Here is a 21,374-nt window from a genome sequence, read left to right on the forward strand (position 1 = left end):
GCAAGCTGCTCGTCATCCTCAATGCAAAAGCACGCGATGCGCGCATCGAGTTCGCTAATGCAACTTGACACGTCAGATAGTCGCTCATCGCCCTGCCGGGCACTTCTCCCCGTAAACGGGGAGAAGGTAGCCGGCCGCAAATGAAGGCACCTTTTCTGCAACGTTGGCGATTGGCGAAATCAAAACGGCAGTCGTCCTTCTCCCCGTGAACGGGGAGAAGGTGCCGGCAGGCAGATGAGGGGCTGCGCCAACCGTCAAACCTTAGAGCCGTTTGCAATCCCCTCCGCCGGCATGAAGCGTGCGTCAAGCGAGTTGCAGAACGCGCTACCCAACCATCTGGCGCCAACGCCTCGCAAAGGCCTCCCACTCCGCGCCAGGCGACGTGATCGCCTGGCCGTCTGGCGCTGATTCAGCTGGCATCTCTCCGTCTGCCGCCAGCAACGCCGCGCCGATGCTGGTGCCGGTGGCGCTTGTTCCGGCCGAGATCACCGGCTGCGCCGTGGCGGCGGCAAGCATCTTCGCAAAGAGCACATTTGCGGCGAACGGACCCTCGATGATCGCCGGCCCCTTCGCCCCGATGAGTTCGAGCGCTGTAGCGGTCATCAAAGCGAGATAGAACGACGCGGCGGCAGTGCGCACTCCGCCCTCCGGCTCGCCGCCAATCCACTCGCTCTTCCGATCCGGAAACGGACCGGAACCCCGCTGGATTGACGGCGTGAGCATGATCGGCGATTTGAGCACCGCCTCGACCTCATCGCCCGCCGACGCGGGCGCATTCTCCCCGACAAGGATCGCGAACTCGCGCCCGCCCATGAAGCGCGCCGACGGCACCGGTTCGCCGAATGCACTGACGTTGACCAGCGTGTCGCGTGTCGGATCGAGTCCGACCCGCTCGCCCCCGATGGCCATCGAGATCACCCAGGTGCCGGTCGAAACCACGGAGAACGGCTGTTCCCGGCCGATCAGGTGCGGGAGCAGCGAAGCGTTGGAATCGTGAATGCCGCAGTGGACCGGCGTTCCGGAAGCAAGCCCTGTTGCCGCCGCGACCTCGGGCAAGATCGGACTCAGCCTGTCAGCGGCGCGCCGAACCGGAGCCATCAGCTCGCGCCAACCCATGCGCTCGACCAAAGAGGAGAAGTGACCTTCGCGGACGCCCCACAGGTCCGTGTGGCAGCCGAGTGAGGTCGTCTCGTTGGCGCGGACCCCGGTGAGACGGAATGCCCAATATTGCGGGTACATGAGGATACTCGCCGTGCGAGCGAAATCCTCGGGAAACGTCCTTGCCTGCCAGAAGAGCTGGGCGCCCAGGTTCAGGCCGACCGGCAGGCGCGGCGTCCCGGTTTCGGCAAAGGGCGGCCGCTCGGCATCATATTCGCCTGCAACCCGGTCCGGACCGTCATGCTCATAGTCGAGGATCGGCAAGGCGAGCCTGCCACCGGCATCGATAAGCGCTGCCGTCGCACCATGCGTCGTGATGGAAACGGCATCGATCCTCTGCTCGCGGTTCAGTGCGGCGAGACTGTCGAGGACGAACGCCCATAGCCGCTCGGTATCGAAATGCGGATAAGGGCCATCCCTGAGGACCGCGTTCGGCATGCGCCGCACGCCGGTCTCGGCCCGGCGATCGAGATCGACCACCACCACCTTGGCGTTCGTTTTGCCGATATCGATAACGGCGACATGGCGTACGGGCATGAGAATACCAGGAAGAAGAGGGGCACAGCGCCTTGGCGCCGTGCCCCTTGCCTGTTGGCGAGGTCGGCCTACTTCGCCGCTGCCTCAACGTTGCTCTTGTCGTAGACGGTGAACGGCCCCATCAGGACGCGCAGCCCCTTCTCGCGGGTCGGGTCCTTGGTGATCTCGTAGTCACCCATGCGACCGGCCGTGAACTTCGCGCCCTCCTCCGCCTTCAGGTCGCCGGCCGCGAGCATGTAGGCAGTGTAATAAGTGAGATAGCCGAGGTCGACGAAGCTCCACAACGCAAACTGCGGAGCGCAGCCATTCATGGTGTAGGACACCATCTCGGCCGGCAGGCCGAGGCCGCTCACCTTCACCTTGTCGCAGAGCTTCTCATCCTGCATTGCCTTGGCCGCCGCGGCGATGCCGACAGTCGTCGGAGCCATGATGAGCTTGAGGTTCGGATGCTTGTCGACGAGCGCCAGGGCCTGGTTGTAGCTCTGCTCGGACTGGTCGTTGCCGTAGACGAGGTCGACCTGCTTGAGCTTGGCGTATTTCGGGTCCTTCAGGACTTGCTCGAACGCTTTGATCCAGGCGTTCTGGTTGGCCGCGTCCGGAGAGGCCGAAAGGATAGCGAATTCGCCGCCATCGGGCAGGATGTTGAGCGCCATATCGGCCATCACCTGCCCGGTCTTGTTGAAGTCGACCTGCGCGACGAATACGTCCTCGCCTTCCGCGGTGGGGATCGGCGAATCCCACGTCACGATCTTGATGCCCTTGTCATGCGCGGCCTTGGCCGCCGGCGCGATCTGGTCGCCGGCATTGTTAGAGATCATGATCGCCCCGACATTCTGCGTCGTAGCGTTGGTCACGATTTCGATCTGGCCGGCCACACTGTTTTCGGGCGTCGGTCCCAGGAACTTCACCTCCTTGGGATTCTTCAGCTCTTTCTGCGCTTCGGCCGCTCCCGTGTGCGCCTGATCGAATACGGCGATACCGAGGAATTTCGGCAGGAGCACCATGTCGATGCTCTTGCCGGGGGTTGCCTTGGCGTCTGCGGCATAGGCCGCATGGGCCATCACGCTGACCAGGGCCAGGGCGGCCGTGGTCGTCAGAAACTTCTTCATGTCTCTCTCCCCTTCAGTCGTTTTAGAGTGCTTTGCACGATGTTCGGAACCAGGACTGAAAGGATCAGCAGGGCTCCGATCACGCTCGTTTGGGTATTGCCGGTGATGTTGGCCAAACCCATCCCATTGCGGAGGTTGAGAATAAGGAAAATCGACAGCCCAACCCCCAGAAGACTGCCTGATCCGCCGAAGATGCTGACCCCGCCCAGAAGCACGATGGTGATGATGTCGAGTTCGAAGCCGAAGGCAGTGTCGCCGCGCACCGAGCCGAGCCGCGCGGCATAGAGGAGCCCTGCGATCGCCGCGACGACGCCGGAAGCCGTGAACAGCATCAGCTTCACCCGCTTGACGTTCACGCCGGAGTAGCGCGCCGCCTCGATGCCGTTGCCCATGACGTAGATGTAGCGGCCGAGCGCCGAGCCGTGCAGCGCGATGCCGATGACGGCAAAAAGCAGGATAAAGACGATGATAGAGAAGGTGAGCGGCCCGAAGATCGGCTGTTGCCCAAGGCTGTTGAACCAGGCCGGATAGCCGCCGATGGCGCGGTCCTCCAGGAAGATGCGTGCAACACCCCGAAATCCGATCAGGCCGGCAAGCGTGACTGCCAGCGACGGCAGCCCCACATAGGCCACCCAGAAGCCGTTGAACGCTCCGCAAAACGCCCCGATCAGGATCGCCGCCAGAAGGCAGAGTGGCATCGGCAGGCCCAACTGGAACAACCATGCCATGACGCAGGCGGCGAGCCCCATGATCGAGGCGACGGAGAGGTCGATCTCGCCGCTGATGATGATCAGCGTCATGACGAGCGCCACGATGATCTTCTCGATCGAGAGCTGGAACAGGTTCACGATGTTCTCGACGCCGAGATAGTAGGGCGAATAGCCGATATTGATCGCGACGATGACGACAAGCAGAGCGAGCAGCAGCCCCTCCCAGCTCATCAGCCGGCTCTGCACCGCGGTCATGGCGCGACCTCCCCTTCGCTGCCGACAGCCGACGTCGGCCTGGCGACGGGCCGCATGTCGGCGCGCGCCCACAGCGCTCTCAAGCGGTTCAGCAGCACTGCGTCGCTTGCGACGGCAAGCAGGATGAGCAGGCCGAGAATGGCGTCGCGCCAGAACTCGTTGATCTGCAGGCGGAACAGGCTCTGCTCCAGCGTGCCGATCATGACCGCGCCGAGCATCGCGCCGATCAGCGTGCCCGAGCCGCCGAAGATATTGACGCCGCCCACCACGACGGCAGCGACCACCTGCAGCTCGAGCCCGCGGCCGGCCTCGACGGTGATGTTGCCGAAGCGGGCGAGAAACATGAAGCCGGCGAGCCCTGACAGCGCGCCGGAAAGCGCGAAGGCGGTGAAGATGATGCGCTGCTTGGGCAGCCCGACCAGCTCGGCCGCGTCCGGGTTCGAGCCTATCGCATAGAAGCCGCGACCGAAATTGAAGAAGCTGAGGAGCAGCTGGAATACGATGACAACGATCAACGCCAGCACGACGATCGCGCGGATCTCGAGGCCGCCGATGGTCATGAGCGGCATCTGCGGCAGATCGACGAGCCAGGGCGGCAGGCTGTCCGTGGTCACCGTCTTGGCGCCGGAATAGTCGATCAGGATGCCCCGGTAGATCGCCAGCGTGCCGAGCGTCACGATGATAGACGGAACTCGGCCCCAGGCGACGATGACGCCGTTGACAGCCCCCATCAGAAGACCGAGCCCCATGGCGATCGCGATCGCCGACAGGGCTCCGAGATTGGGATTGGCCGCGAGCTGAACACCGGTGAAATAGGCGGTGCAGCCGACGATCGAGCCGACCGAGAGATCGATGTTGCGGGTGAGCACGACGAGCGTCATGCCGGCACCGATGACGGTGACGATGGCGACGCTGGTGGCGATACGGTTGAACGTGCGCGAGGTGTAGTAGCCGTCGATCATGGCGCCGAACACGATCACGGCGAGAATGATGATGAGCAGCAGGCTGAGCTCGCGGACCTGCTCCGGCCGGATATGGCGCTGCAGCCAGCTCATGCCGCCACCTCTACAGGCGCCACCGCCGGAGCCTGCCCCATAGCCGCCGTCATGATGCTCTCCTGCGTCGCGGCCTCCCGGTCGAAGATCGCCACCCGCCGCCCTTCGCGCATGACAAGGATGCGGTCGCTCATTGCCAGCACCTCCGGCAGATCCGATGAGATCATGATGATCGCGATTCCCTCGGCTGCGAGCTCGCCGATCATGGCATGCACCTCGGCCTTCGCGCCCACATCGATGCCGCGGGTTGGCTCGTCGAGGATGAGCAGAGAGGGATGCGTGTTCAGCCATTTGCTGAGCATCACCTTCTGCTGGTTGCCGCCCGAGAGCTTGGCGACCGGCAGTTCGACTGACGGGGTACGGATCGCCAGCCGCTTCCTGAAGCTTTCGGCGGTCGCCCGTTCCTCGGCGGCGCGGATCAGACCGAGCCGGCTCAGATAGCGCCGCAGGACTGGCAATGTGATGTTGGAGGCGATCGACATCGGTAGCGACAGGCCGAGCTGGCGCCTGTCCTCCGAGACATAGGCTATGCCGCAGCTCATCGCCTCGCGCGGAGACTTGATGATCCGCTCCTTGCCGTTCAACGTGATCGTTCCGGCAGTCGCCGGTTCGATGCCGAACAGCGCCAGGCCGACATCGGTGCGGCCGGCACCAATCAGTCCGGCGAGGCCGAGCACCTCGCCCTTCTTCACGGAAAAGCTCACATCGCTGAAGACGCCGTCGCGCGCTAGCCCGTGCACCGTGAGCACAGTCTCGTCCCCCGCGACGGACGGGCGCTGCTCGAATAACCCCAGCTCACGCCCTACCATGTCGGCAATGGCGCGCTGCGGCGTCATCTCCGAGCGCGGACGCGTAGAGATCAGCCGGCCGTCGCGAAAAACCGTGATGCGATCGGCGATCTCGAACACCTCTTCCATGCGATGACTGACGAAGACGAGCGCGACGCCGCGGTCACGCAGATCCTTCACCCGCTTGAAGAGCTGGGCAACCTCATGGGCGGAAAGCGACGCCGTGGGCTCATCCATGATCAGGACACGCACATTCATCGAAATCGCCTTCGCGATCTCGACCGACTGCTGCGCGGCAAGGGTCAGCCCGCGCGCCGGGCTCTTCACATCGAGCGCCACGCCGAGGGTCGCCAGGATGCGCTCGGCCTCGCGCGACATCTGCCGCCAGTTGGTCAGCGCGCCGCGGCCCTGGTGGCCGATGAAGATGTTCTCAGCGACATTGAGGTCGGGGAAGAGCAGCGGCTCCTGGTAGACAGTCGCAATGCCGGCATAGGAAGCCTCGCGCGGGGAGCTGAAGGTGACCGGCTTCTCGTCGATCGTGATTGTGCCGCTATCAGGCGAATGCACGCCGGACATGATCTTGATGAGCGTCGACTTGCCGGCGCCGTTTTCGCCGAGCAGCGCATGCACCTCGCCCGGCCGCACGTCGAAGCTCACATCGTTCAGCGCCTTCACGCCGGCAAAGGACTTGGAGATGTTCGTGAGCTTGAGAACTGGGCTCATGGCAGGCCCCGCGAGAAATCGCTGCCGCAGCTTGTCCGCTGAGGAAATGATGCGCTAACCGGCGGCACGTTCGTCTGCCCTCAAAGTGACGATCTCGACGCGCACCCCTTTGTCGCGCAGCATGGTCACGGCTTCCTCCGGTGCTTCGTCGTCGGTGATGACCGTGCTGACGCGTTCGAGCGGGCAGAGAATAAGGCTCGAGCGGCGCTCGAACTTCGACGAATCCACGAGCAGGACGAGTTCGTCGGCCTGGTCGATCAGCTTCTGCTCCGCCTGGATGATCAGCGGGTCGCCTTCCATCACGCCGAGCTGGCTTACGCCCTGCGCGCCCATGAACATGCGCCGCGCGTAGAAGTTGCGGGTCACGTCGTTGTCGAATGGGGAGAGGATGATGTTCTGCTCGCGATAGATCGTGCCGCCCGACAGCATCACCGTATTCTTCGAATGCTTGAGCAGATGCTCGGCGATCGGGAAGGAGTTGGTGAAGACCGTCAAGCGGCGGCTCGCCAGGAAATGCACCATCTGGAAGGTCGTGGTGCCGCCATTGATGATGATCGACTCGCCGTCGCTGCAGAGCGCGACGGCGGCCCGCGCGATCGCCCGCTTCTGGGCGGCGTTCAAGGTCTCGTTGACGCTGAAGGGACGGCCGGCTAGCCCGATGAACTGCGGCGGGGTGAGCGCTTCGGCGCCGCCGCGCACGCGGCGCAGGCGCTTCTGAAGATGCAGCGCAGCAATGTCGCGCCGGATCGTCGCCTCCGACGAGGAGGTCAACTCCACCAGCTCCTGCACCGTCACCACAGGCTTTTCCTGGATGGCGGCCACGATGAGCCTATGACGCTCCTTTTCGTGCATGACTCCTCCCCGAGCCAGTCCATTAATTCACCCGCAAACGACGCTGTCAATCAACTTCGATCATAATATTTCATTGTGCAGTGCAATATGATCGTTTCTGATCGTTTTTGATTGACACGCTCTCGGCCAACATGTGAATTTGAGGCATGATTGCCGTGCCGGACCTGCTCGGCACCAGGAGACTTCCATGCTTGAAACGCGCACCAATCCGCGCCTCGCCAACCTTTGGGACGATGCGAAGGCGGCAGGCATGAGCGAGCCTGAGCGGTTGCTTTATCGCTCGAACCTGCTCGGCTCCGACAAACGGATCACCAATTATGGGGGCGGCAACACCTCGGCGAAGGTGATGGAGAAAGACCCGCTCACCGGAGAGCCGGTCGAAGTGCTTTGGGTCAAGGGCTCCGGCGGCGATGTCGGCACCATCAAGCTCGACGGCTTCGCCACGCTCTACCAGGCCAAGCTCGAAGCGCTGAAGAAGCTTTATCGCGGCCTCGAGCACGAGGATGAGATGGTGGGCTACCTCGCCCATTGCACCTTCAACCTCAACCCGCGCGCTGCCTCGATCGACACGCCGCTGCACGCCTTCGTGCCCAAGAAGCATGTCGACCACATGCACCCGGATGCGATCATCGCGATCGCTGCATCGAAAAACAGCAAGGAGCTGACGGAAAGGGTCTTCGACGGCGAGATCGGCTGGCTGCCCTGGAAGCGGCCTGGATTCGAGCTCGGCCTGTGGCTGGAGAAGTTCTGCAAGGAGAACCCGGACGCCAAGGGCGTCATTCTCGAGAGCCACGGCCTTTTCACTTGGGGCGACACGGCGAGCGAAAGCTATGAGACCACGATCAGGATCATCAATCGCGCTATCGAATGGTTCGAAGGCGAGACCAAAGGCAAACCGGCTTTCGGCGGCGAGACGCATCCGCCCCTGCCCGCCGCCGAGCGCCGGGCGATCGCGGCACGGCTCATGCCGGCGATCCGAGGCATGATCTCCGCCTCCGAGCGCAAGGTCGGCCATTTCGACGACCAGGCGGCCGTGCTCGAATTCGTCGGCTCGAAAGAGCTCGAGAGGCTCGCCGCCCTCGGCACGAGCTGCCCCGACCATTTCCTGCGCACCAAGATCAGGCCGCTGGTGGTCGACTTCGACCCGGCCAATCCGGATCTCGAAAAGACGCTTGCGGGTTTGTCCGGCGCGATAGAGGCCTACCGCGACGGCTATGCGGATTATTACGAGCGCTGCAAGCGGCCGGACAGCCCTGCTATGCGTGACCCGAACGCGGTGGTCTACCTCGTGCCCGGCGTCGGCATGATCACCTTCGCCGGCGACAAGGCGACCGCGCGCATCTCGGCGGAATTCTACGTCAACGCGATCAACGTGATGCGCGGCGCGTCCGGCGTCTCGACCTATGTCGGCCTGCCCGAGCAGGAGGCCTTCGACATCGAATATTGGCTGCTGGAAGAGGCAAAGCTCCAGCGCATGCCCAAGCCCAAGCCGCTTGCCGGCAAGGTGGCGCTGATCACCGGCGGAGCCGGTGGCATCGGCAAGGCGACCGCTGAACGTTTCCTGCGCGACGGCGCCTGCGTGGTGATCGCCGATATCGACGAGCCGGCGCTTGCCGCGGCCGAGAAAGATCTCGCCGGCCGCCATACCGCCGACGCCATCCGCAGCGCCCGCCTCGACGTGACGAAGGAAAAGGACGTGACCGACGCCTTTGCCTTCGCAGCCGCCGAATATGGCGGGCTCGACATGCTGATCTCGAACGCCGGCATCTCCTCCGCCGCGCCGATCGACGAGACGGAGCTGTCCATGTGGAACCGCAACATGGACATACTTTCGACCGGCTACTTCCTGGTCGCGCGCGAGGCCTTTCGGCTGATGAAGAAGCAGAATACGGGTGGCGCGATCGTCTTCATCTCGTCCAAAAACGGGCTTGCAGCCTCGCCCAATGCAGCGGCCTACTGCACGGCCAAGGCCGCCGAAATCCACCTTGCGCGCTGCCTTGCGCTGGAGGGCGCGGAGTTCGGCATACGCGTCAATACGGTAAATCCGGACGCCGTCCTGCGCGGTTCCAAGATCTGGACCGGCGAATGGCGTGAGCAGCGTGCCGCCGCCTACAAAATGGCGCCGGACGAGCTGGAAGAGCATTACCGCAAGCGTTCGCTGTTGAAGCTCGGTGTCTTTCCGGAGGATGTCGCGGAAGCTGCGTTCTTCCTCGTCTCCGACATGTCGGCGAAGTCGACCGGAAACATCATCAATGTGGACGCGGGTAACGCACAGAGCTTTACGCGGTAGTGACGGTGCCAAGCTGGGAGGAGAACCAATGGCCGAGCAACTGATCGCCGCCGATATCGTCGAGAAGGACAACGCCGCGCGCGAAGCCAATCTCAAGCGGGACTACGATGCGCTCGGCGAGCAGCTCGCGCGGCGCGGGATCGCGATCGACGGCATCTTGAAGAAGGTTTCGGCCTTTCACGTGGCCATTCCCTCCTGGGGCGTCGGCACGGGCGGCACGCGCTTCGCGCGCTTTCCCGGTCCCGGAGAACCGCGCGACGTCTTCGACAAGATCGAGGATTGCGCCGTCATCCAGCAGCTTGCCCGCGCCACGCCGACGGTCTCGCTGCACATTCCCTGGGACAAGGCCGACCCGAACCGCCTGAAGCAAGCCGCTTCGCGTTTCGGGCTCTCCTTCGACGCGATGAACTCGAACACCTTCTCCGATGCGAAGGACCAGAAGCTTTCCTACAAGTTCGGCTCGCTCTCGCATAGCGACCCGGCCGTACGTCGGCAGGCGGTCGAGCACAATCTCCAATGTATCGAAATCGGCAAGGTAATAGGCTCGAAGGCGCTGACCGTGTGGATCGGCGACGGGTCCAATTTCCCCGGCCAATCGAATTTCACCAGAGTCTTCGAACGCTATCTCGAAGCGATGCGCGAAATATACGGCGCATTGCCCGAGGACTGGCGGCTCTTCACCGAACACAAGATGTACGAGCCTGCCTTCTATTCGACCGTCGTCCAGGACTGGGGAACGAACTACATCATCGCTGAGCAGCTTGGGCCGAAGGCCTACTGCCTCGTCGACCTCGGCCACCACGCTCCGAACGTCAACATTGAGATGATCGTGGCGCGGTTGATCCAGTTCGGAAAGCTCGGCGGCTTTCACTTCAACGATTCCAAATATGGCGACGACGATCTCGACGCCGGCTCGATCGACCCGTTCCGGCTTTTCCTGGTCTTCAACGAGCTGGTCGATGCCGAACTGCGAGGCGCGAGCGGCTTCGATCCCGCTCATATGCTCGATCAGAGCCACAACGTCACCGATCCGATCGAAAGCCTGATGCTGTCCGCGGTCGAGGTGCAGCGTGCATACGCACAGGCGCTGCTCGTCAATCGCAAGGCGCTCGAAGCCTACCAGGACGACAATGACGCGTTGATGGCGCGCGAGACGCTCAAGGCTGCGTACCGGACCGACGTCGAACCTATTCTCGCCAGGGCAAGACTCGATGCGGGTGGCGCGATTGATCCAGTCGCTGCCTATCGTACGAGCGGCTACCGGAAGAAGGTAGCAGCGGAGCGACCGGCGGTGGCAAGCGGGGGCGGCGGCATCGTTTGACCCCTCAGACCGATAAGGCGCATGCCGATTCGGCCCCGAGCAGCAGGCCATAGCGAAGGTCAGCCGAGCAAAAGCTGCAGAATTTTCGGACGGGATCATGCTCCTACAACAAAGAGCTACCTCTTTTTCGGTATCAGCAGCCGGAAAAGTCACGAAATATCAATAAGCTTGTGTTGAAAGTGAATGCGGTCGGACCCTATTTCTGTCAATAGGAGGGGCGGGCGCGCAATCCGTCATGATTTGCGCACAAATGGTCGCCAAAGCCTGATGAAGGCGACAAGAGAAATGTGCGGGGCATGCTTACCAAGAAGGGAAAATACGGTCTGAAGGCGCTCGTTCATCTATCCGGGCTGCCTCAGGGTCAACTCGCTTTCGTCAACGACATCGCAGTCAAAAACAATATTCCGAAGAAGTTCCTGGACGCGATCCTTGGCGAGCTCCGCAATGCCGGCTTCGTGCAGAGCCGCAAAGGCAAGGACGGTGGCTACCGTCTCGCCCGCCTGCCTTCCGAGATCAAGGTCGGCCATGTGGTCCGGGTGCTCGACGGGCCGTTGGCGCCCATCCCGTGCGCCAGCCGTACACAGTATCAGCCCTGCGAAGACTGTGACGAGGCGATCTGCCAGGTCCGCCACATGATGCTCGAGGTGCGTCAGGCGATCGCCGAGGTTCTCGACAATCGCAGCCTCGCCGACATGCGCGACGCCGCCAACGACGACGTGCTCGCCGGTATCAAGTACCAAATTTAGAAAATCGTTTCGCTACCCTGCCTGCGTTAACATTTGTCGGCTTCGCTCGCAGCCTGTATCCTATATATGCCAGGATCCCAACCGGAGGCGTTGCTGAATGACCGGCAGGCCAGGCAGGCTGGCGATCATCATTATCGGCGGAGGCGCGAGTGGCGTATTGCTAGCCGCGCATCTGCTGAGTGATCCCGAAGCCGATATCCGCGTCACGCTGATCGAGAAGCGCCAGGCCTTCGGCCAGGGCCTCGCCTATTCGACCACGCTAGACGACCATATTCTCAACGTCAGTGCGCTCGGCATGAGCGCCTATGCCGACGATCCCGAGCATTTCTGGCACTGGCTGGAGCGCACTGGACGCGCGCCGGACAAAAACCCCCGCAAGCTCTATCTGCCCCGCCATCTCTATGCCGAATACCTCGCCGGCATTCTTGATGAGATGCGCGCGAGGGAAGCACAGTCCGGGCGTCTTCATATGATGTCCGAGGAATGCGTGTCCGCCGCGGCAACCCCGTCGGGCGTCGCCGTCGACCTTGCCAACGGCACGAGCCTCGTCGGCCATATCGCAGTCCTCGCGGTCGGCCATGAGGAGCAGCCCCTGGTTGGCAAGGATATCGCCATTCGCCCGGGCAGCGAAGCAGACACACCGGTCGATCCTGACGCGGACGTGCTCATCCTCGGGACGGGGCTCAGCATGGTGGATGCCTGGCTCTCGCTCGTTGCGCATGGCCATCGCGGCCATGTCGTCGCGCTGTCGCGGCGTGGTCTTCTCCCCTCCATGCACCGCAAGGGCAACCCGATCCGCCTGGATGCCGCGGACGTACCGCTTGGCACCGAGCTATCCTATTTCGTTCGCTGGTTCCGAGATCTGGTTCGGACCACAGTGCGCGCCGGCGGCGATTGGCGCGACGTGGTGGACGGCATCAGGCCCTTCAACCAGAAGATCTGGCGCAGCTGGCCGCCGAGCGCCCGGCGACGGTTCATCGAGCACACGCGCGCCTGGTGGGACATCCATCGTCACCGTATGCCGCCGGACCTCCACGAACGCGTGACCCAGGCCGTGACGGACGGGACGCTCGAGCTCGCGACCGGCAAGCTGGTCGGCGCCAGCCGCGAAGGCGATGCCATCGCGGCGACGATCAAACGTCGAGGCGCGCCAGGCCCCGAGACGCTGCACGTCGCTCGCGTCTATGACTGCACCGGCATTACGGCAGACCTGACCACCGGCACGAATCCCGTAGTGCGCGCGCTGATTGACCGCGGCCTGGCTCGGCCCGACCCCCTGCATATTGGACTCGACGTGACGGAAGGCTGCGCCATCATCAAGGCGGACGGCCAACCCTCGGAGCGCCTCTACGCGATCGGTCCCCTGACGCGCGGCGCCTTCTTCGAGATCGAGGCGATCCCGGACATCAGGGTGCAGTGCTCGATGCTGGCAAAGAACCTGACCGAACGTGCTCGGATGGCTCAGGCGGGGTAGTGCCGCCACCAGACGTTGCGGAACTTGCCGTGCCGCGGCCGCATGGCCGCATCGCTGCAGCACTCACATTCCGCGTGGACCTTAGGCCGAGTACCGTCCCCAGTGCGCGTAGACAACATTCGCGGACCGTGCCTGGATGTCCTCCCGCTGATCAAAGCCGCGATGCGCAAGCGCACGCCGCACCATCGGAGCGACGGCGCTGCCGAAAGCGGAAATATCGCGGGCTGTGCTGAGCCCGGTCACGATGAAGTCGGTGACCCCGATGTCGCGATAATCGAGAAGCGTGAGCGCGGCCTTCTCGGGGGCGCCGGGGATGACGGCCGCCTCCGCGCCGGTCGAACCCATTTCGGCAAAGCCGGCGTAACGATTGGCCGACCACCGCACCGGAAGCGCAAAGCGGATGGTGTCCGCGCGGCGGTGACAGGAGGCGGCAACTCTGACACGCTCGATGGTCCGCCGCGTCTCCTCCATGGTTGCAGCGGGCAGCACGAAGAGATCGGCATGCCGCGCCGCGATCTTCACGGCCGTACCGGAAGCGCCGGCCAACGCCAGCGGAACCGAACTGCCGTTGAAAGGCTTGGCGCCGGAGAAGGCCGCCTTCAGACGATGGAAGGTGCCTTCATAGTCGATCGGCTTGTTGTTCGACCAAAGCCGCTTCAACAGCACGACATATTCGTCGAGCCGGGCCAGGCTCTCTTCATGCGAAAGAGGCGGTGCCTCGCAGGACGCAGGCTCCATGCGGACGGTGATGCGCCCGCTGCTCAACTGGTCGAGCGTCGCAATCTGCCGCGCTGCAATCTCGGGCGAGAGCGATCCGGCGCGATGCTCGACCTCGAGGCCCAGCACCGAGGTCGCATTCAAAACGCAGGAGGCAAGTGTCGCTGCATCCTGCGCCCCGCCCTTCTCGGCGATCAGCAGCCGGTCGAAGCCTGCCGCCTCTGCGGCGCTCGCAAGCTCGGCAAGTGCATCGCGGCTGATCCGCCCTTCACGATCCGCTGCGCCAAGACTTGGAATATCGACAGTGAATTCGATCCGCATTTTGTCCTCCGCTGGTTGCGCAAGGCACAACCATGCACCGCCCAGGCTGACCCGTCCGGCGAAATGCTGCGCAGGCGATCAACCCGCCTGCCGATGGTGCTAGTGGCCGATAACCCCAAAGACTAGGGCGGCCGCGAATCCGACGGAGAGGAAAAAGGTGAGCATCAGGACGATGTCCTGAAGCGAACGCCGGCGATGTGCCGTGCTGTGCAATCGGGGCCGGTCATCGGCCGAACGGGTAAGGTACGTCATGTAGACCTCCGTCTTGCACCTTGAATCTAGCAAATTAGTAGACATTGTCGATTTCGATTTTTATGGGAAACGCGATATCCTATTCTAAAAATAGCATGCTAATTGGCATGTAATTCCAATTGTTCAGGGATTCCTTTGGCACCTGTGGAGAAGGCGTTGGTCCACCGTCACGAGTCAGTCACAATCCTAAACGTGTTGTGACCGTCTGCTTCGGAAGGCGATTAACGGCTCAAGCGGCAAAGCGATCCCGCTGGATCGAAATTTTCTCCGAAGCTGCCGCTTGTCGGAAAACGCATCTCTGGCATTCCTGCGGTGGCCATCCATAATCCACTAGGAAACAGCGGCGCGGGCGGCAGATGCAGGCAATGGGGTGGAGCTTTCGCTCTGCGGTGCGCCTGGAAGGGGACTTTCAATGTCTTACGAACTGATTTCTCGGCGCAGCATTCTCAAGGCCACTGGCCTGCTCCTCGCTTCGACGGCCATGCCTACCCTCCTTGTCGCGCAGGAGGCGCCCAAGAAGGGCGGCCGCCTCACCGTCGCAGCCGATTCGGAGCCGCGCAACCTCAATCCCGCGATCGTGGCGTCCAACGGCGTGTTCTTCGTTTCGAGCAAGGTGGTGGAGCCGCTCGCCGAAGCTTCGTTCGATGGCGAAGGCGGGCTCGAGGGGCGGCTGGCGACGAGCTGGGAAGGCTCGGAAGACGGGCTGACGGCGACCTTCCGGTTGCGCGAGGGCGTGAAGTGGCATGACGGCAAGCCGTTCACCTCGGCCGACGTCGCCTTCTCGGCGCTGCAGATATGGAAGCCGCTGCAGAATCTCGGCCGCGTCGTATTCAAGGACCTGGAGGCGGTCGAAACGCCTGATCCGCAGACGGCGGTGTTCCATTTCAGCAAGCCGACCCCGTTCCAGCTCATCAGGAATGCCCTGCCTGCGCTTTCCAGCGTGGTGCCGAAGCACCTCTACGAAGGGACCGACATCAGCAACAACCCCGCAAACAATGCGCCAGTCGGCACAGGTCCATTCAAGTTCGCCGAGTACAAGCCCGGCGAGTTCTACCGGCTGGAGCGCAATCCCGACTATTGGCGCCAGGACCAGCCCTATATCGACGAGATCATCTACCGCGTGCTGCCGGACCGCGCCGCGGCCGCAAACTCGCTCGAAGCCGGCGAGATCGACCTCGCCGCCTTTTCGATGGTGCCGCTCGCCGATCTCGATCGCATCGGCAAGGTCGAGGGCCTGGAGGTGGTCACCAAGGGCTATGAAGCCCTCACCTACCAGCTGATCGTCGAGATCAATCACCGCCGCAAGGAACTCGCCGACCTCAAGGTGAGGCAGGCGATCGCTCATGCGATCGACAAGGATTTCGTCGTCAAGACCGTCTTCCTCGGTTATGCCGAGGCAGCAACTGGGCCCGTGCCGCAGAACGACAAGCAGTTCTACACGGCGGAGGTGCCGACCTATCCTTTCGATGTGGCAAAGGCCAATGCTCTGCTCGACGAAGCCGGCTATAAGCGCGGCGGCAACGGAATCCGTTTCAAGCTGAAGCTGCTCCCCGCGCCCTATTTCAACGAGACGAAGCAGTTCGGCGACTATCTCCGCCAGGCGCTTGCCGCGATCGGCATCGATGCCGAGATCGTCAACAACGACGCGGCGGCGCACCAGAAGGCTGTGTATACCGACCACGCTTTCGACCTGGCCGTGGCGCCGCCCGTCTTCCGCGGCGACCCGGCCATCTCGACGACGATCCTGGTGGAGAGCGGCATCCCGGACGGCGTGCCTTTCTCCAACCAGGGCGGCTACGCCAATCCCGAGCTCGACGCGCTGATCGCCAAGGCCGCGAGCGAGCTCGATCCGGACAAGCGCATCGCGCTCTACCATGATTTCCAGAAGCTGGTCGCCGCCGACCTGCCGCTGATCAACGTCGCCGAATGGGGCTTCACCTCGGTTGCGAGCCAGAAGGTGAAGAACGTCGCCAACAACCCGCGTTGGGCGGTGTCGAACTGGTCGGACGTGTGGGTGGAGGGGTGATGAGAAAGGCGATTGCCTGATGTCATCGCAGCTTGATAACCGATAGGCCTGCTTTGCCTAACGGTCGTTGAACGTGGTGCTCTACGTTGCCCCCCCCCCCCTCTGTCCTGCCGGACATCTCCCCCACAAGGGGGGAGATTGGACGGCCGCTTCGGTTTCGCCAATCGCCAACGCTGCAGAACGTGTGCTGTCAAAAATGAAGGCCAATCTCCCCCCTTGCGGGGGAGATGTCCGGCAGGACAGAGGGGGGCGCGACGGGGCGAAAGCTTCATCAGATAGAAGCAATCAGCGGAGCACCCCATGCCCCGCGCGCTGATCCTCCTCCGCCGCCGCCTGCTCACCGCCATCCCCGTGCTCCTGCTCGTCGTCATCGGCACATTCTTCCTGCTGGAGGCTGCGGGTGGCGACGCGGTCGACGCCTACATCGCTTCGACTGGCGGCGATGCGGGCCTGATCGAACAGCTTCGCCACCAATGGGGGCTCGACCAATCGGCCGGCGCACGGCTAGCTGCCTATCTCTGGGCGCTCGCCCATCTCGACCTTGGCTGGTCCGTCTCCTTCTCCCGGCCGATCGGCGAGGTGATCGCCGAGCGCTTGCCGAACACGCTGCTTTTGATGGGCTCGGCGACGGCGCTCTCCTTCGGCCTCGGCTCGGCGCTGGGCATCGTCGCCGGTGCGCGGCCGGGCAGCCTGCGCGACCGAGCGCTGTCGATCGGGTCGCTGGCACTCTACGCCGTCCCCGGCTTCTGGCTCGGGCTGGTGCTGACCGTGATCTTCGCGGTCCAGCTGCGCTGGCTGCCGCTCTCCGGCATGGAGACGATCGCTTCCGGCAAAACCGGCCTGGCCCGCGCTGCCGACATTGCGCGGCATCTGGTGCTGCCCGTCGCAGCGCTCGGCTTCATCTATCTCGCGCTGTATCTCAGGACCATGCGCGCCGCCATGGCGGAAGCCTGGCGGCAAGACTTCGTGCTCGCTGCCAAGGCGCGCGGGCTCTTACGCCGCCGCATCGTGCTCATCCATGTCGCCCGCAATGCACTGCTGCCGCTGGTGACGGTGCTCGGTGTCCAGTCAGCGGCGATGCTCGGCGGCAGCGTCGTCATCGAGACTGTCTTCTCGATCCCCGGCCTCGGCAGGCTGGCGCAGGAAGCGGTCGCCTCGCGCGATACGCCGCTGCTGCTTGGCATCATTCTCGTCAGCGCAGTGCTAGTGATCGCCATCAACCTCGTCGTCGATCTGGTCTATGCAATGCTCGACCCCCGTATCGGGCGTGATCCCGGAAAATTGCAGGGTTTTCGGATGAGATCAGGCTATAGAGGCAAGAACAGCGGAGAGCCGGCGTGAACACGCTGCGCCGTTTCTTTGCGACGCCGGAAGGTGCCGCCGGGGCGGCTATTCTCGGTATGCTCGTACTGATCGCTCTTTTTGCGCCGCTCCTCTTCCCGCAGGACCCCCTGTCGATCGCCGGCCCCCCTCTTCTGCATCCGTTCACCGACTGGTCGCTTCCGCTCGGCACGGACCGCCTTGGCCGCGACGTGCTCGCCGGCATCGTGCATGGCGCCCGCACCTCGCTCGCGGTGGCGCTGGCCGCGGCCCTCGCCTCCATCGTCGTCGGCGCAACCGTGGGGACGATCGCAAGCTTCGCAGGAGGTCTGGTCGACGAGGCTTTGATGCGCCTGGTCGACGCCTTCCAGACGGTGCCCGGCTTCCTGCTGGCGCTCGCTTTCGTCAGCATCGTCGGCCCCTCGCTCGCAGTGGTGGTGGTGGCCATCGCGCTGTCGGCCTGGACCGGACCTGCCCGCATCGCCCGCGCCGAGGTTCTGTCGATCCGCGAGCGCGACTATGTCGCTGCCGCACGCGTTATCGGCATGCGCCCGTCCGAGATCGCCTTCCGCGAGATCCTGCCCAACGCGCTGCCCCCCGTGCTCGCGCTCTCCGCGATCATCGTCGCCTCGGCGATACTGATCGAGGCGGCATTGTCCTTTCTCGGCCTCGGCGACCCGAACCGTGTCACCTGGGGTGGCATGATCGCCGAGGGGCGCACCGTGTTGCGCTCTGCACCCTACCTCTCGATCATTCCCGGCATCGCGCTGGTGCTCGCCGTGCTCGGCGTTTACCTCGCCGGGGAAGGCATAGTCGAGGCGACCGCTGCCAGACGGGGCTACACGTGACCCCTCGCCTTTCCATCCAAGATATTTCGGTCCGCTATGTCGGCGCTGCGGTGCCTGCGCTCGATCGCGTGAGCTTCGACCTTGCGGCCGGCGAGCGGCTCGCCGTCATCGGCGAAAGCGGCTCGGGCAAGAGCACGCTGGCGCTCGCCGTCGTTGGCCTGCTCCCATCGCGGACGGTCGTGTCGGGCAGCACGGACTGGCCCGGCCTCGGCCATCCGCCTGTCAATGGTCGCGATATCGGCTTCGTCTTCCAGGACCCCGGCGCGAGCCTCGATCCCGTCATGCGCGTCGGCAGGCAGATCGCGGAAGTGGCCTACACGCATCTCGGCATCGGCTGGCAGGCCGCCCATGCCACCGCGATCGAGCTGATCGGACGCGTCCGCTTGCCCGAGCCGGCGCGCATCGCCGAAGCCTTCCCGCATCAGCTCTCCGGCGGGCAGAGACAACGCGTCGCCATCGCCGCCGCGATCGCGGCGCGGCCGAAGCTGCTGATTGCCGACGAGCCGACCAGCGCCCTCGACACCATCGTGCAAGCCGAGATCGTTTCGTTGATCGACCGGCTTGTGAAGGAGGACGGCATGTCGCTGATTTTCATCAGCCACGACATAGCGCTGGCCTCCACGATCGCAGACCGAATTGCCGTGTTCCGCGCCGGCCGCATGGTGGAGATCGGCAAGACCGAAGATGTCGTCGCCGTGCCGCGAGAGGCCTATACGCGGACCCTGATCGAAGCAGCGGTCATTCCCCTTGCCACCTCCGCTGACCATGCTGGAGGCGGCCAGTCATGAGCGCAGCGCTTCTCGAGCTGCGAGGCGTGTCGAAGTCCTTCCTTCGCGCAGGCCAGCCCGTCAGCGCCGTCGATAGTGTTTCGCTCGACCTCGGATGCGGCGAGACGCTGGCGCTGGTCGGCCCTTCCGGCAGCGGCAAGTCGACGCTCGCCCGCATCGTCATGCGCCTTGTCGAGCCGGACAGCGGAGAAATCCGCTTCGACGGCGTCGACCTCGCCGCCGCGCAAGGCGAGGCGCTGCGCAAGCTGCGCCGGCGCTTCCAGATGGTCTTCCAGGATCCGCTCGCCGCGTTCAACCCGCGCGCGACGGTCGCCCGCGTGCTCGACGATCCGCTGCGCATCCACCGCCTGGCCGGTCGCGACGAACGCCCGAGCGCTATTGCCGCCCTCCTTGAACGTGTCGGCCTCGATCGGTCGCTCGCCGGCCGGCGCATCCACGAGATTTCCGGTGGCCAGCGACAACGCATCGCCATTGCCCGCGCCATTGTGACGAAGCCTGACCTTGTCGTGCTCGACGAGGCGCTCTCCGCTCTCGATGTGACCGTGCGCTCTGCCGTGCTGAAGCTGCTCCGCGACCTGCAATGCGAACAGCAGCTCTCATATCTCTTCATCTCTCACGACCTCGCTCTTGTGTCATCCTTTGCCGAAAGGATCGCGATCATGGATGCCGGCCGCATCGTCGAGACAGGGCCGGCCGCAAAGGTGATCGCCGACCCACAATCGGCTACCGCCAAGGCGCTGGTCGCGGCAATCCCAAAGCTGAAGACGGGAGCAGTCCAGCCATGAACGATCTTCCGGACAAAAAGGCCGACCGCGCCGAAAGGTTGAGCCGTGAGCTCGACGCCGCCTTCAGGAACCGCGCCGACCTCTACCGTCTCCTTCTCGACGAACTGACGGCCGAGATTGGCAGCCAGGCCGCAGAAGCCGTCATGATCCGCGCAATCGAGAAGCGCGGCCGCGAGGTGGCGGCCGCAGCCTTCCCGAGCTTCGGGCCGAACGACGCGCGCGCGATCGGCGAGGCTTTCCTCGCTGTCAGTCCCGATGATGGCCGTATGTACCCGACCGATGTTGAGAGGAGCGACACCGGCATCGCCTTGAAGGTGCGCCGCTGCCCGCTGAAGGACGCCTGGATCGAGGCCGGCGTAGGCGGGGCCGAACTGGCGACGCTCTGCCGCATCGCCGGCGCCTTCGATCGTGGGCTCTTCGAGGCGACGGGTGTCCGCTTCGAGAACGTCACCTGGACGCCGGGCCACGGTCCCGGCTGCTGCCATATCCGGCTCACCGATCGCGATGCGTGAGCCGCAAGTCAAACGCTGGCAAACCGATGCGCGGCTGCGCTAAGGTGGATCAACAGCGACGGCCGATTGGGAGGAGCCTTTGCCGAACGAGATCATGGATTGGTCGAAGGTTACGCCGAGGACCGTGATCCCCGGCTTTGTCGGCCGCTTCCTGCATTCCGACACGATGACGTTCGCGCTTTGGGAGATCGCCGCCGGATCGACGCTGCCCGAGCATTCGCATCATCACGAGCAGGTCGTGCATCTCTACGAGGGCGAGTTCGAAATGACGGTTGAAGGCAAGACGATGCGGATGCTGGCAGGGACGGTCTTCGCCATCCCAGCCAATGCCCGCCATCACGGGCGCGCGCTTACCAACTGCCGCATCATGGACGTGTTCTACCCGGTGCGGGAGGACTATCGCGAAGGTGCCGGCAAGACCATTATCGGCGATGCTGCGAGGGACTGACGCCATAGCGCGCCTGAAACCTTCTGTTACATCTGCGTCTCCGCCAAACTCCGGCGTTTGAGATTTGCGGCGAGCGAAATGCCAAGCTCCCCCTTCTCCCCTTGTGGGAGAAGGTGGCTCGGCGCTTGCGCCGAGACGGATGAGGGGTGCTCCAGAAGGCGATGTCGGTTGTGGAGCTGGACGAAATGCGACGCTGAAGGAAGAAACGCCGGTGCGGAAGCTCACCAGCGCCCTATTCGGAACCGCCGCGCTCCACGCAACACCCCTCATCCGTCTCGGCGCTATCGCGCCGAGCCACCTTCTCCCACAAGGGGAGAAGGGGGAGCTCTGCATTTGCGT

The 21,374-nt window shown here is 63.8% G+C and carries 18 protein-coding genes; 11 read left to right on the forward strand and 7 right to left on the reverse strand.

Annotation, left to right across the window (positions count from 1 at the left end):
* Positions 1–324: 324 nt before the first annotated feature.
* The 6 genes from SAZ10_RS31235 to SAZ10_RS31260 all read right to left on the reverse strand — a co-directional run bounded on the left by SAZ10_RS31235 (position 325) and on the right by SAZ10_RS31260 (position 7,187).
* Positions 325–1,695, reverse strand: a complete 1,371-nt coding sequence (locus SAZ10_RS31235; protein ID WP_318613407.1) for an FGGY-family carbohydrate kinase — start codon at positions 1,693–1,695, stop codon at positions 325–327.
* A 68-nt stretch (positions 1,696–1,763) separates the two neighbouring features.
* Positions 1,764–2,804 (reverse strand): rhamnose ABC transporter substrate-binding protein, encoded by a 1,041-nt coding sequence (locus SAZ10_RS31240; RefSeq protein WP_318613408.1) that lies wholly within the window; start codon positions 2,802–2,804, stop codon positions 1,764–1,766.
* Positions 2,801–3,769, reverse strand: a complete 969-nt coding sequence (locus SAZ10_RS31245; protein ID WP_318613410.1) for an ABC transporter permease — start codon at positions 3,767–3,769, stop codon at positions 2,801–2,803. Before SAZ10_RS31245 ends, SAZ10_RS31240 begins: the two co-directional genes overlap by 4 nt.
* Entirely contained in the window at positions 3,766–4,824 is a 1,059-nt protein-coding gene (locus SAZ10_RS31250) for an ABC transporter permease (protein ID WP_318613412.1), read from the reverse strand. The genes SAZ10_RS31245 and SAZ10_RS31250 overlap by 4 nt, the downstream gene beginning before the upstream one ends.
* Entirely contained in the window at positions 4,821–6,335 is a 1,515-nt protein-coding gene (locus SAZ10_RS31255; protein ID WP_318613414.1) for a sugar ABC transporter ATP-binding protein, read from the reverse strand. Before SAZ10_RS31255 ends, SAZ10_RS31250 begins: the two co-directional genes overlap by 4 nt.
* A gap of 54 nt (positions 6,336–6,389) precedes the next feature.
* Complete coding sequence (locus SAZ10_RS31260) at positions 6,390–7,187, reverse strand: DeoR/GlpR family DNA-binding transcription regulator (protein WP_318613416.1); 798 nt, start codon at positions 7,185–7,187, stop codon at positions 6,390–6,392.
* 187 nt (positions 7,188–7,374) lie between these two features.
* Between SAZ10_RS31260 and SAZ10_RS31265 the strand changes: the two genes are divergently transcribed.
* The 4 genes from SAZ10_RS31265 to SAZ10_RS31280 all read left to right on the forward strand — a co-directional run bounded on the left by SAZ10_RS31265 (position 7,375) and on the right by SAZ10_RS31280 (position 13,018).
* Entirely contained in the window at positions 7,375–9,477 is a 2,103-nt protein-coding gene (locus tag SAZ10_RS31265) for a bifunctional rhamnulose-1-phosphate aldolase/short-chain dehydrogenase (protein WP_318613417.1), read from the forward strand.
* Between the two features lie 28 nt (positions 9,478–9,505).
* Positions 9,506–10,798 carry an L-rhamnose catabolism isomerase gene (gene rhaI, locus SAZ10_RS31270; protein ID WP_318613418.1) on the forward strand — a complete coding sequence of 431 codons (1,293 nt, stop codon included), beginning with the start codon at positions 9,506–9,508 and terminating at the stop codon, positions 10,796–10,798.
* A gap of 296 nt (positions 10,799–11,094) precedes the next feature.
* On the forward strand, positions 11,095–11,544 hold the full coding sequence (locus SAZ10_RS31275; protein ID WP_318613419.1) for an Rrf2 family transcriptional regulator: 450 nt from the start codon (positions 11,095–11,097) through the stop codon (positions 11,542–11,544).
* Positions 11,545–11,641: 97 nt separating this feature from the next.
* Positions 11,642–13,018: an FAD/NAD(P)-binding protein gene (locus tag SAZ10_RS31280; RefSeq protein ID WP_318613420.1), complete on the forward strand. Its 1,377-nt coding sequence runs from the start codon at positions 11,642–11,644 to the stop codon at positions 13,016–13,018.
* Between the two features lie 81 nt (positions 13,019–13,099).
* On the opposite strand, the gene SAZ10_RS31285 is transcribed toward SAZ10_RS31280, so the two are convergent.
* Positions 13,100–14,056, reverse strand: coding sequence for an LLM class flavin-dependent oxidoreductase (locus tag SAZ10_RS31285; RefSeq protein WP_318613421.1), 957 nt, complete (start codon positions 14,054–14,056; stop codon positions 13,100–13,102).
* A 664-nt stretch (positions 14,057–14,720) separates the two neighbouring features.
* Between SAZ10_RS31285 and SAZ10_RS31290 the strand changes: the two genes are divergently transcribed.
* The 7 genes from SAZ10_RS31290 (at position 14,721) to SAZ10_RS31320 (ending at position 21,035) form a co-directional block, all read left to right on the forward strand.
* On the forward strand, positions 14,721–16,334 hold the full coding sequence (locus SAZ10_RS31290; RefSeq protein WP_318613423.1) for an ABC transporter substrate-binding protein: 1,614 nt from the start codon (positions 14,721–14,723) through the stop codon (positions 16,332–16,334).
* 300 nt (positions 16,335–16,634) lie between these two features.
* Positions 16,635–17,675 carry an ABC transporter permease gene (locus SAZ10_RS31295; protein WP_318613424.1) on the forward strand — a complete coding sequence of 347 codons (1,041 nt, stop codon included), beginning with the start codon at positions 16,635–16,637 and terminating at the stop codon, positions 17,673–17,675.
* The gene (locus SAZ10_RS31300) at positions 17,672–18,502 is read left to right on the forward strand and encodes an ABC transporter permease (protein WP_318613425.1); all 831 of its coding nucleotides are present in this window, start codon (positions 17,672–17,674) and stop codon (positions 18,500–18,502) included. Before SAZ10_RS31295 ends, SAZ10_RS31300 begins: the two co-directional genes overlap by 4 nt.
* Positions 18,499–19,290, forward strand: coding sequence for an ABC transporter ATP-binding protein (locus tag SAZ10_RS31305; RefSeq protein ID WP_318613426.1), 792 nt, complete (start codon positions 18,499–18,501; stop codon positions 19,288–19,290). Before SAZ10_RS31300 ends, SAZ10_RS31305 begins: the two co-directional genes overlap by 4 nt.
* The gene (locus SAZ10_RS31310; RefSeq protein ID WP_318613428.1) at positions 19,287–20,075 is read left to right on the forward strand and encodes an ATP-binding cassette domain-containing protein; all 789 of its coding nucleotides are present in this window, start codon (positions 19,287–19,289) and stop codon (positions 20,073–20,075) included. Before SAZ10_RS31305 ends, SAZ10_RS31310 begins: the two co-directional genes overlap by 4 nt.
* Positions 20,072–20,587 carry an L-2-amino-thiazoline-4-carboxylic acid hydrolase gene (locus SAZ10_RS31315; RefSeq protein WP_318613429.1) on the forward strand — a complete coding sequence of 172 codons (516 nt, stop codon included), beginning with the start codon at positions 20,072–20,074 and terminating at the stop codon, positions 20,585–20,587. Before SAZ10_RS31310 ends, SAZ10_RS31315 begins: the two co-directional genes overlap by 4 nt.
* A gap of 79 nt (positions 20,588–20,666) precedes the next feature.
* The gene (locus tag SAZ10_RS31320) at positions 20,667–21,035 is read left to right on the forward strand and encodes a cupin domain-containing protein (protein WP_318613430.1); all 369 of its coding nucleotides are present in this window, start codon (positions 20,667–20,669) and stop codon (positions 21,033–21,035) included.
* Positions 21,036–21,374 lie beyond the last annotated feature (339 nt).

Origin of the sequence: Mesorhizobium sp. BAC0120 (genome assembly GCF_033542235.1) — a bacterium.
Classification (GTDB): domain Bacteria; phylum Pseudomonadota; class Alphaproteobacteria; order Rhizobiales; family Rhizobiaceae; genus JAWRCU01.

Excerpts from the sequence above, each read along its gene's own strand:
- SAZ10_RS31290 (WP_318613423.1), top strand. The coding sequence starts at position 14,721 with ATGTCTTACGAACTGATTTCTCGGCGCAGCATTCTCAAGGCCACTGGC.
- SAZ10_RS31250 (WP_318613412.1), bottom strand. The coding sequence starts at position 4,824 with ATGAGCTGGCTGCAGCGCCATATCCGGCCGGAGCAGGTCCGCGAGCTC.
- SAZ10_RS31240 (WP_318613408.1), bottom strand. The coding sequence starts at position 2,804 with ATGAAGAAGTTTCTGACGACCACGGCCGCCCTGGCCCTGGTCAGCGTG.
- SAZ10_RS31255 (WP_318613414.1), bottom strand. The coding sequence starts at position 6,335 with ATGAGCCCAGTTCTCAAGCTCACGAACATCTCCAAGTCCTTTGCCGGC.
- SAZ10_RS31265 (WP_318613417.1), top strand. The coding sequence starts at position 7,375 with ATGCTTGAAACGCGCACCAATCCGCGCCTCGCCAACCTTTGGGACGAT.
- SAZ10_RS31235 (WP_318613407.1), bottom strand. The coding sequence starts at position 1,695 with ATGCCCGTACGCCATGTCGCCGTTATCGATATCGGCAAAACGAACGCC.
- rhaI (WP_318613418.1), top strand. The coding sequence starts at position 9,506 with ATGGCCGAGCAACTGATCGCCGCCGATATCGTCGAGAAGGACAACGCC.
- SAZ10_RS31260 (WP_318613416.1), bottom strand. The coding sequence starts at position 7,187 with ATGCACGAAAAGGAGCGTCATAGGCTCATCGTGGCCGCCATCCAGGAA.
- SAZ10_RS31280 (WP_318613420.1), top strand. The coding sequence starts at position 11,642 with ATGACCGGCAGGCCAGGCAGGCTGGCGATCATCATTATCGGCGGAGGC.
- SAZ10_RS31310 (WP_318613428.1), top strand. The coding sequence starts at position 19,287 with ATGAGCGCAGCGCTTCTCGAGCTGCGAGGCGTGTCGAAGTCCTTCCTT.
- SAZ10_RS31315 (WP_318613429.1), top strand. The coding sequence starts at position 20,072 with ATGAACGATCTTCCGGACAAAAAGGCCGACCGCGCCGAAAGGTTGAGC.
- SAZ10_RS31285 (WP_318613421.1), bottom strand. The coding sequence starts at position 14,056 with ATGCGGATCGAATTCACTGTCGATATTCCAAGTCTTGGCGCAGCGGAT.
- SAZ10_RS31295 (WP_318613424.1), top strand. The coding sequence starts at position 16,635 with ATGCCCCGCGCGCTGATCCTCCTCCGCCGCCGCCTGCTCACCGCCATC.
- SAZ10_RS31275 (WP_318613419.1), top strand. The coding sequence starts at position 11,095 with ATGCTTACCAAGAAGGGAAAATACGGTCTGAAGGCGCTCGTTCATCTA.
- SAZ10_RS31245 (WP_318613410.1), bottom strand. The coding sequence starts at position 3,769 with ATGACCGCGGTGCAGAGCCGGCTGATGAGCTGGGAGGGGCTGCTGCTC.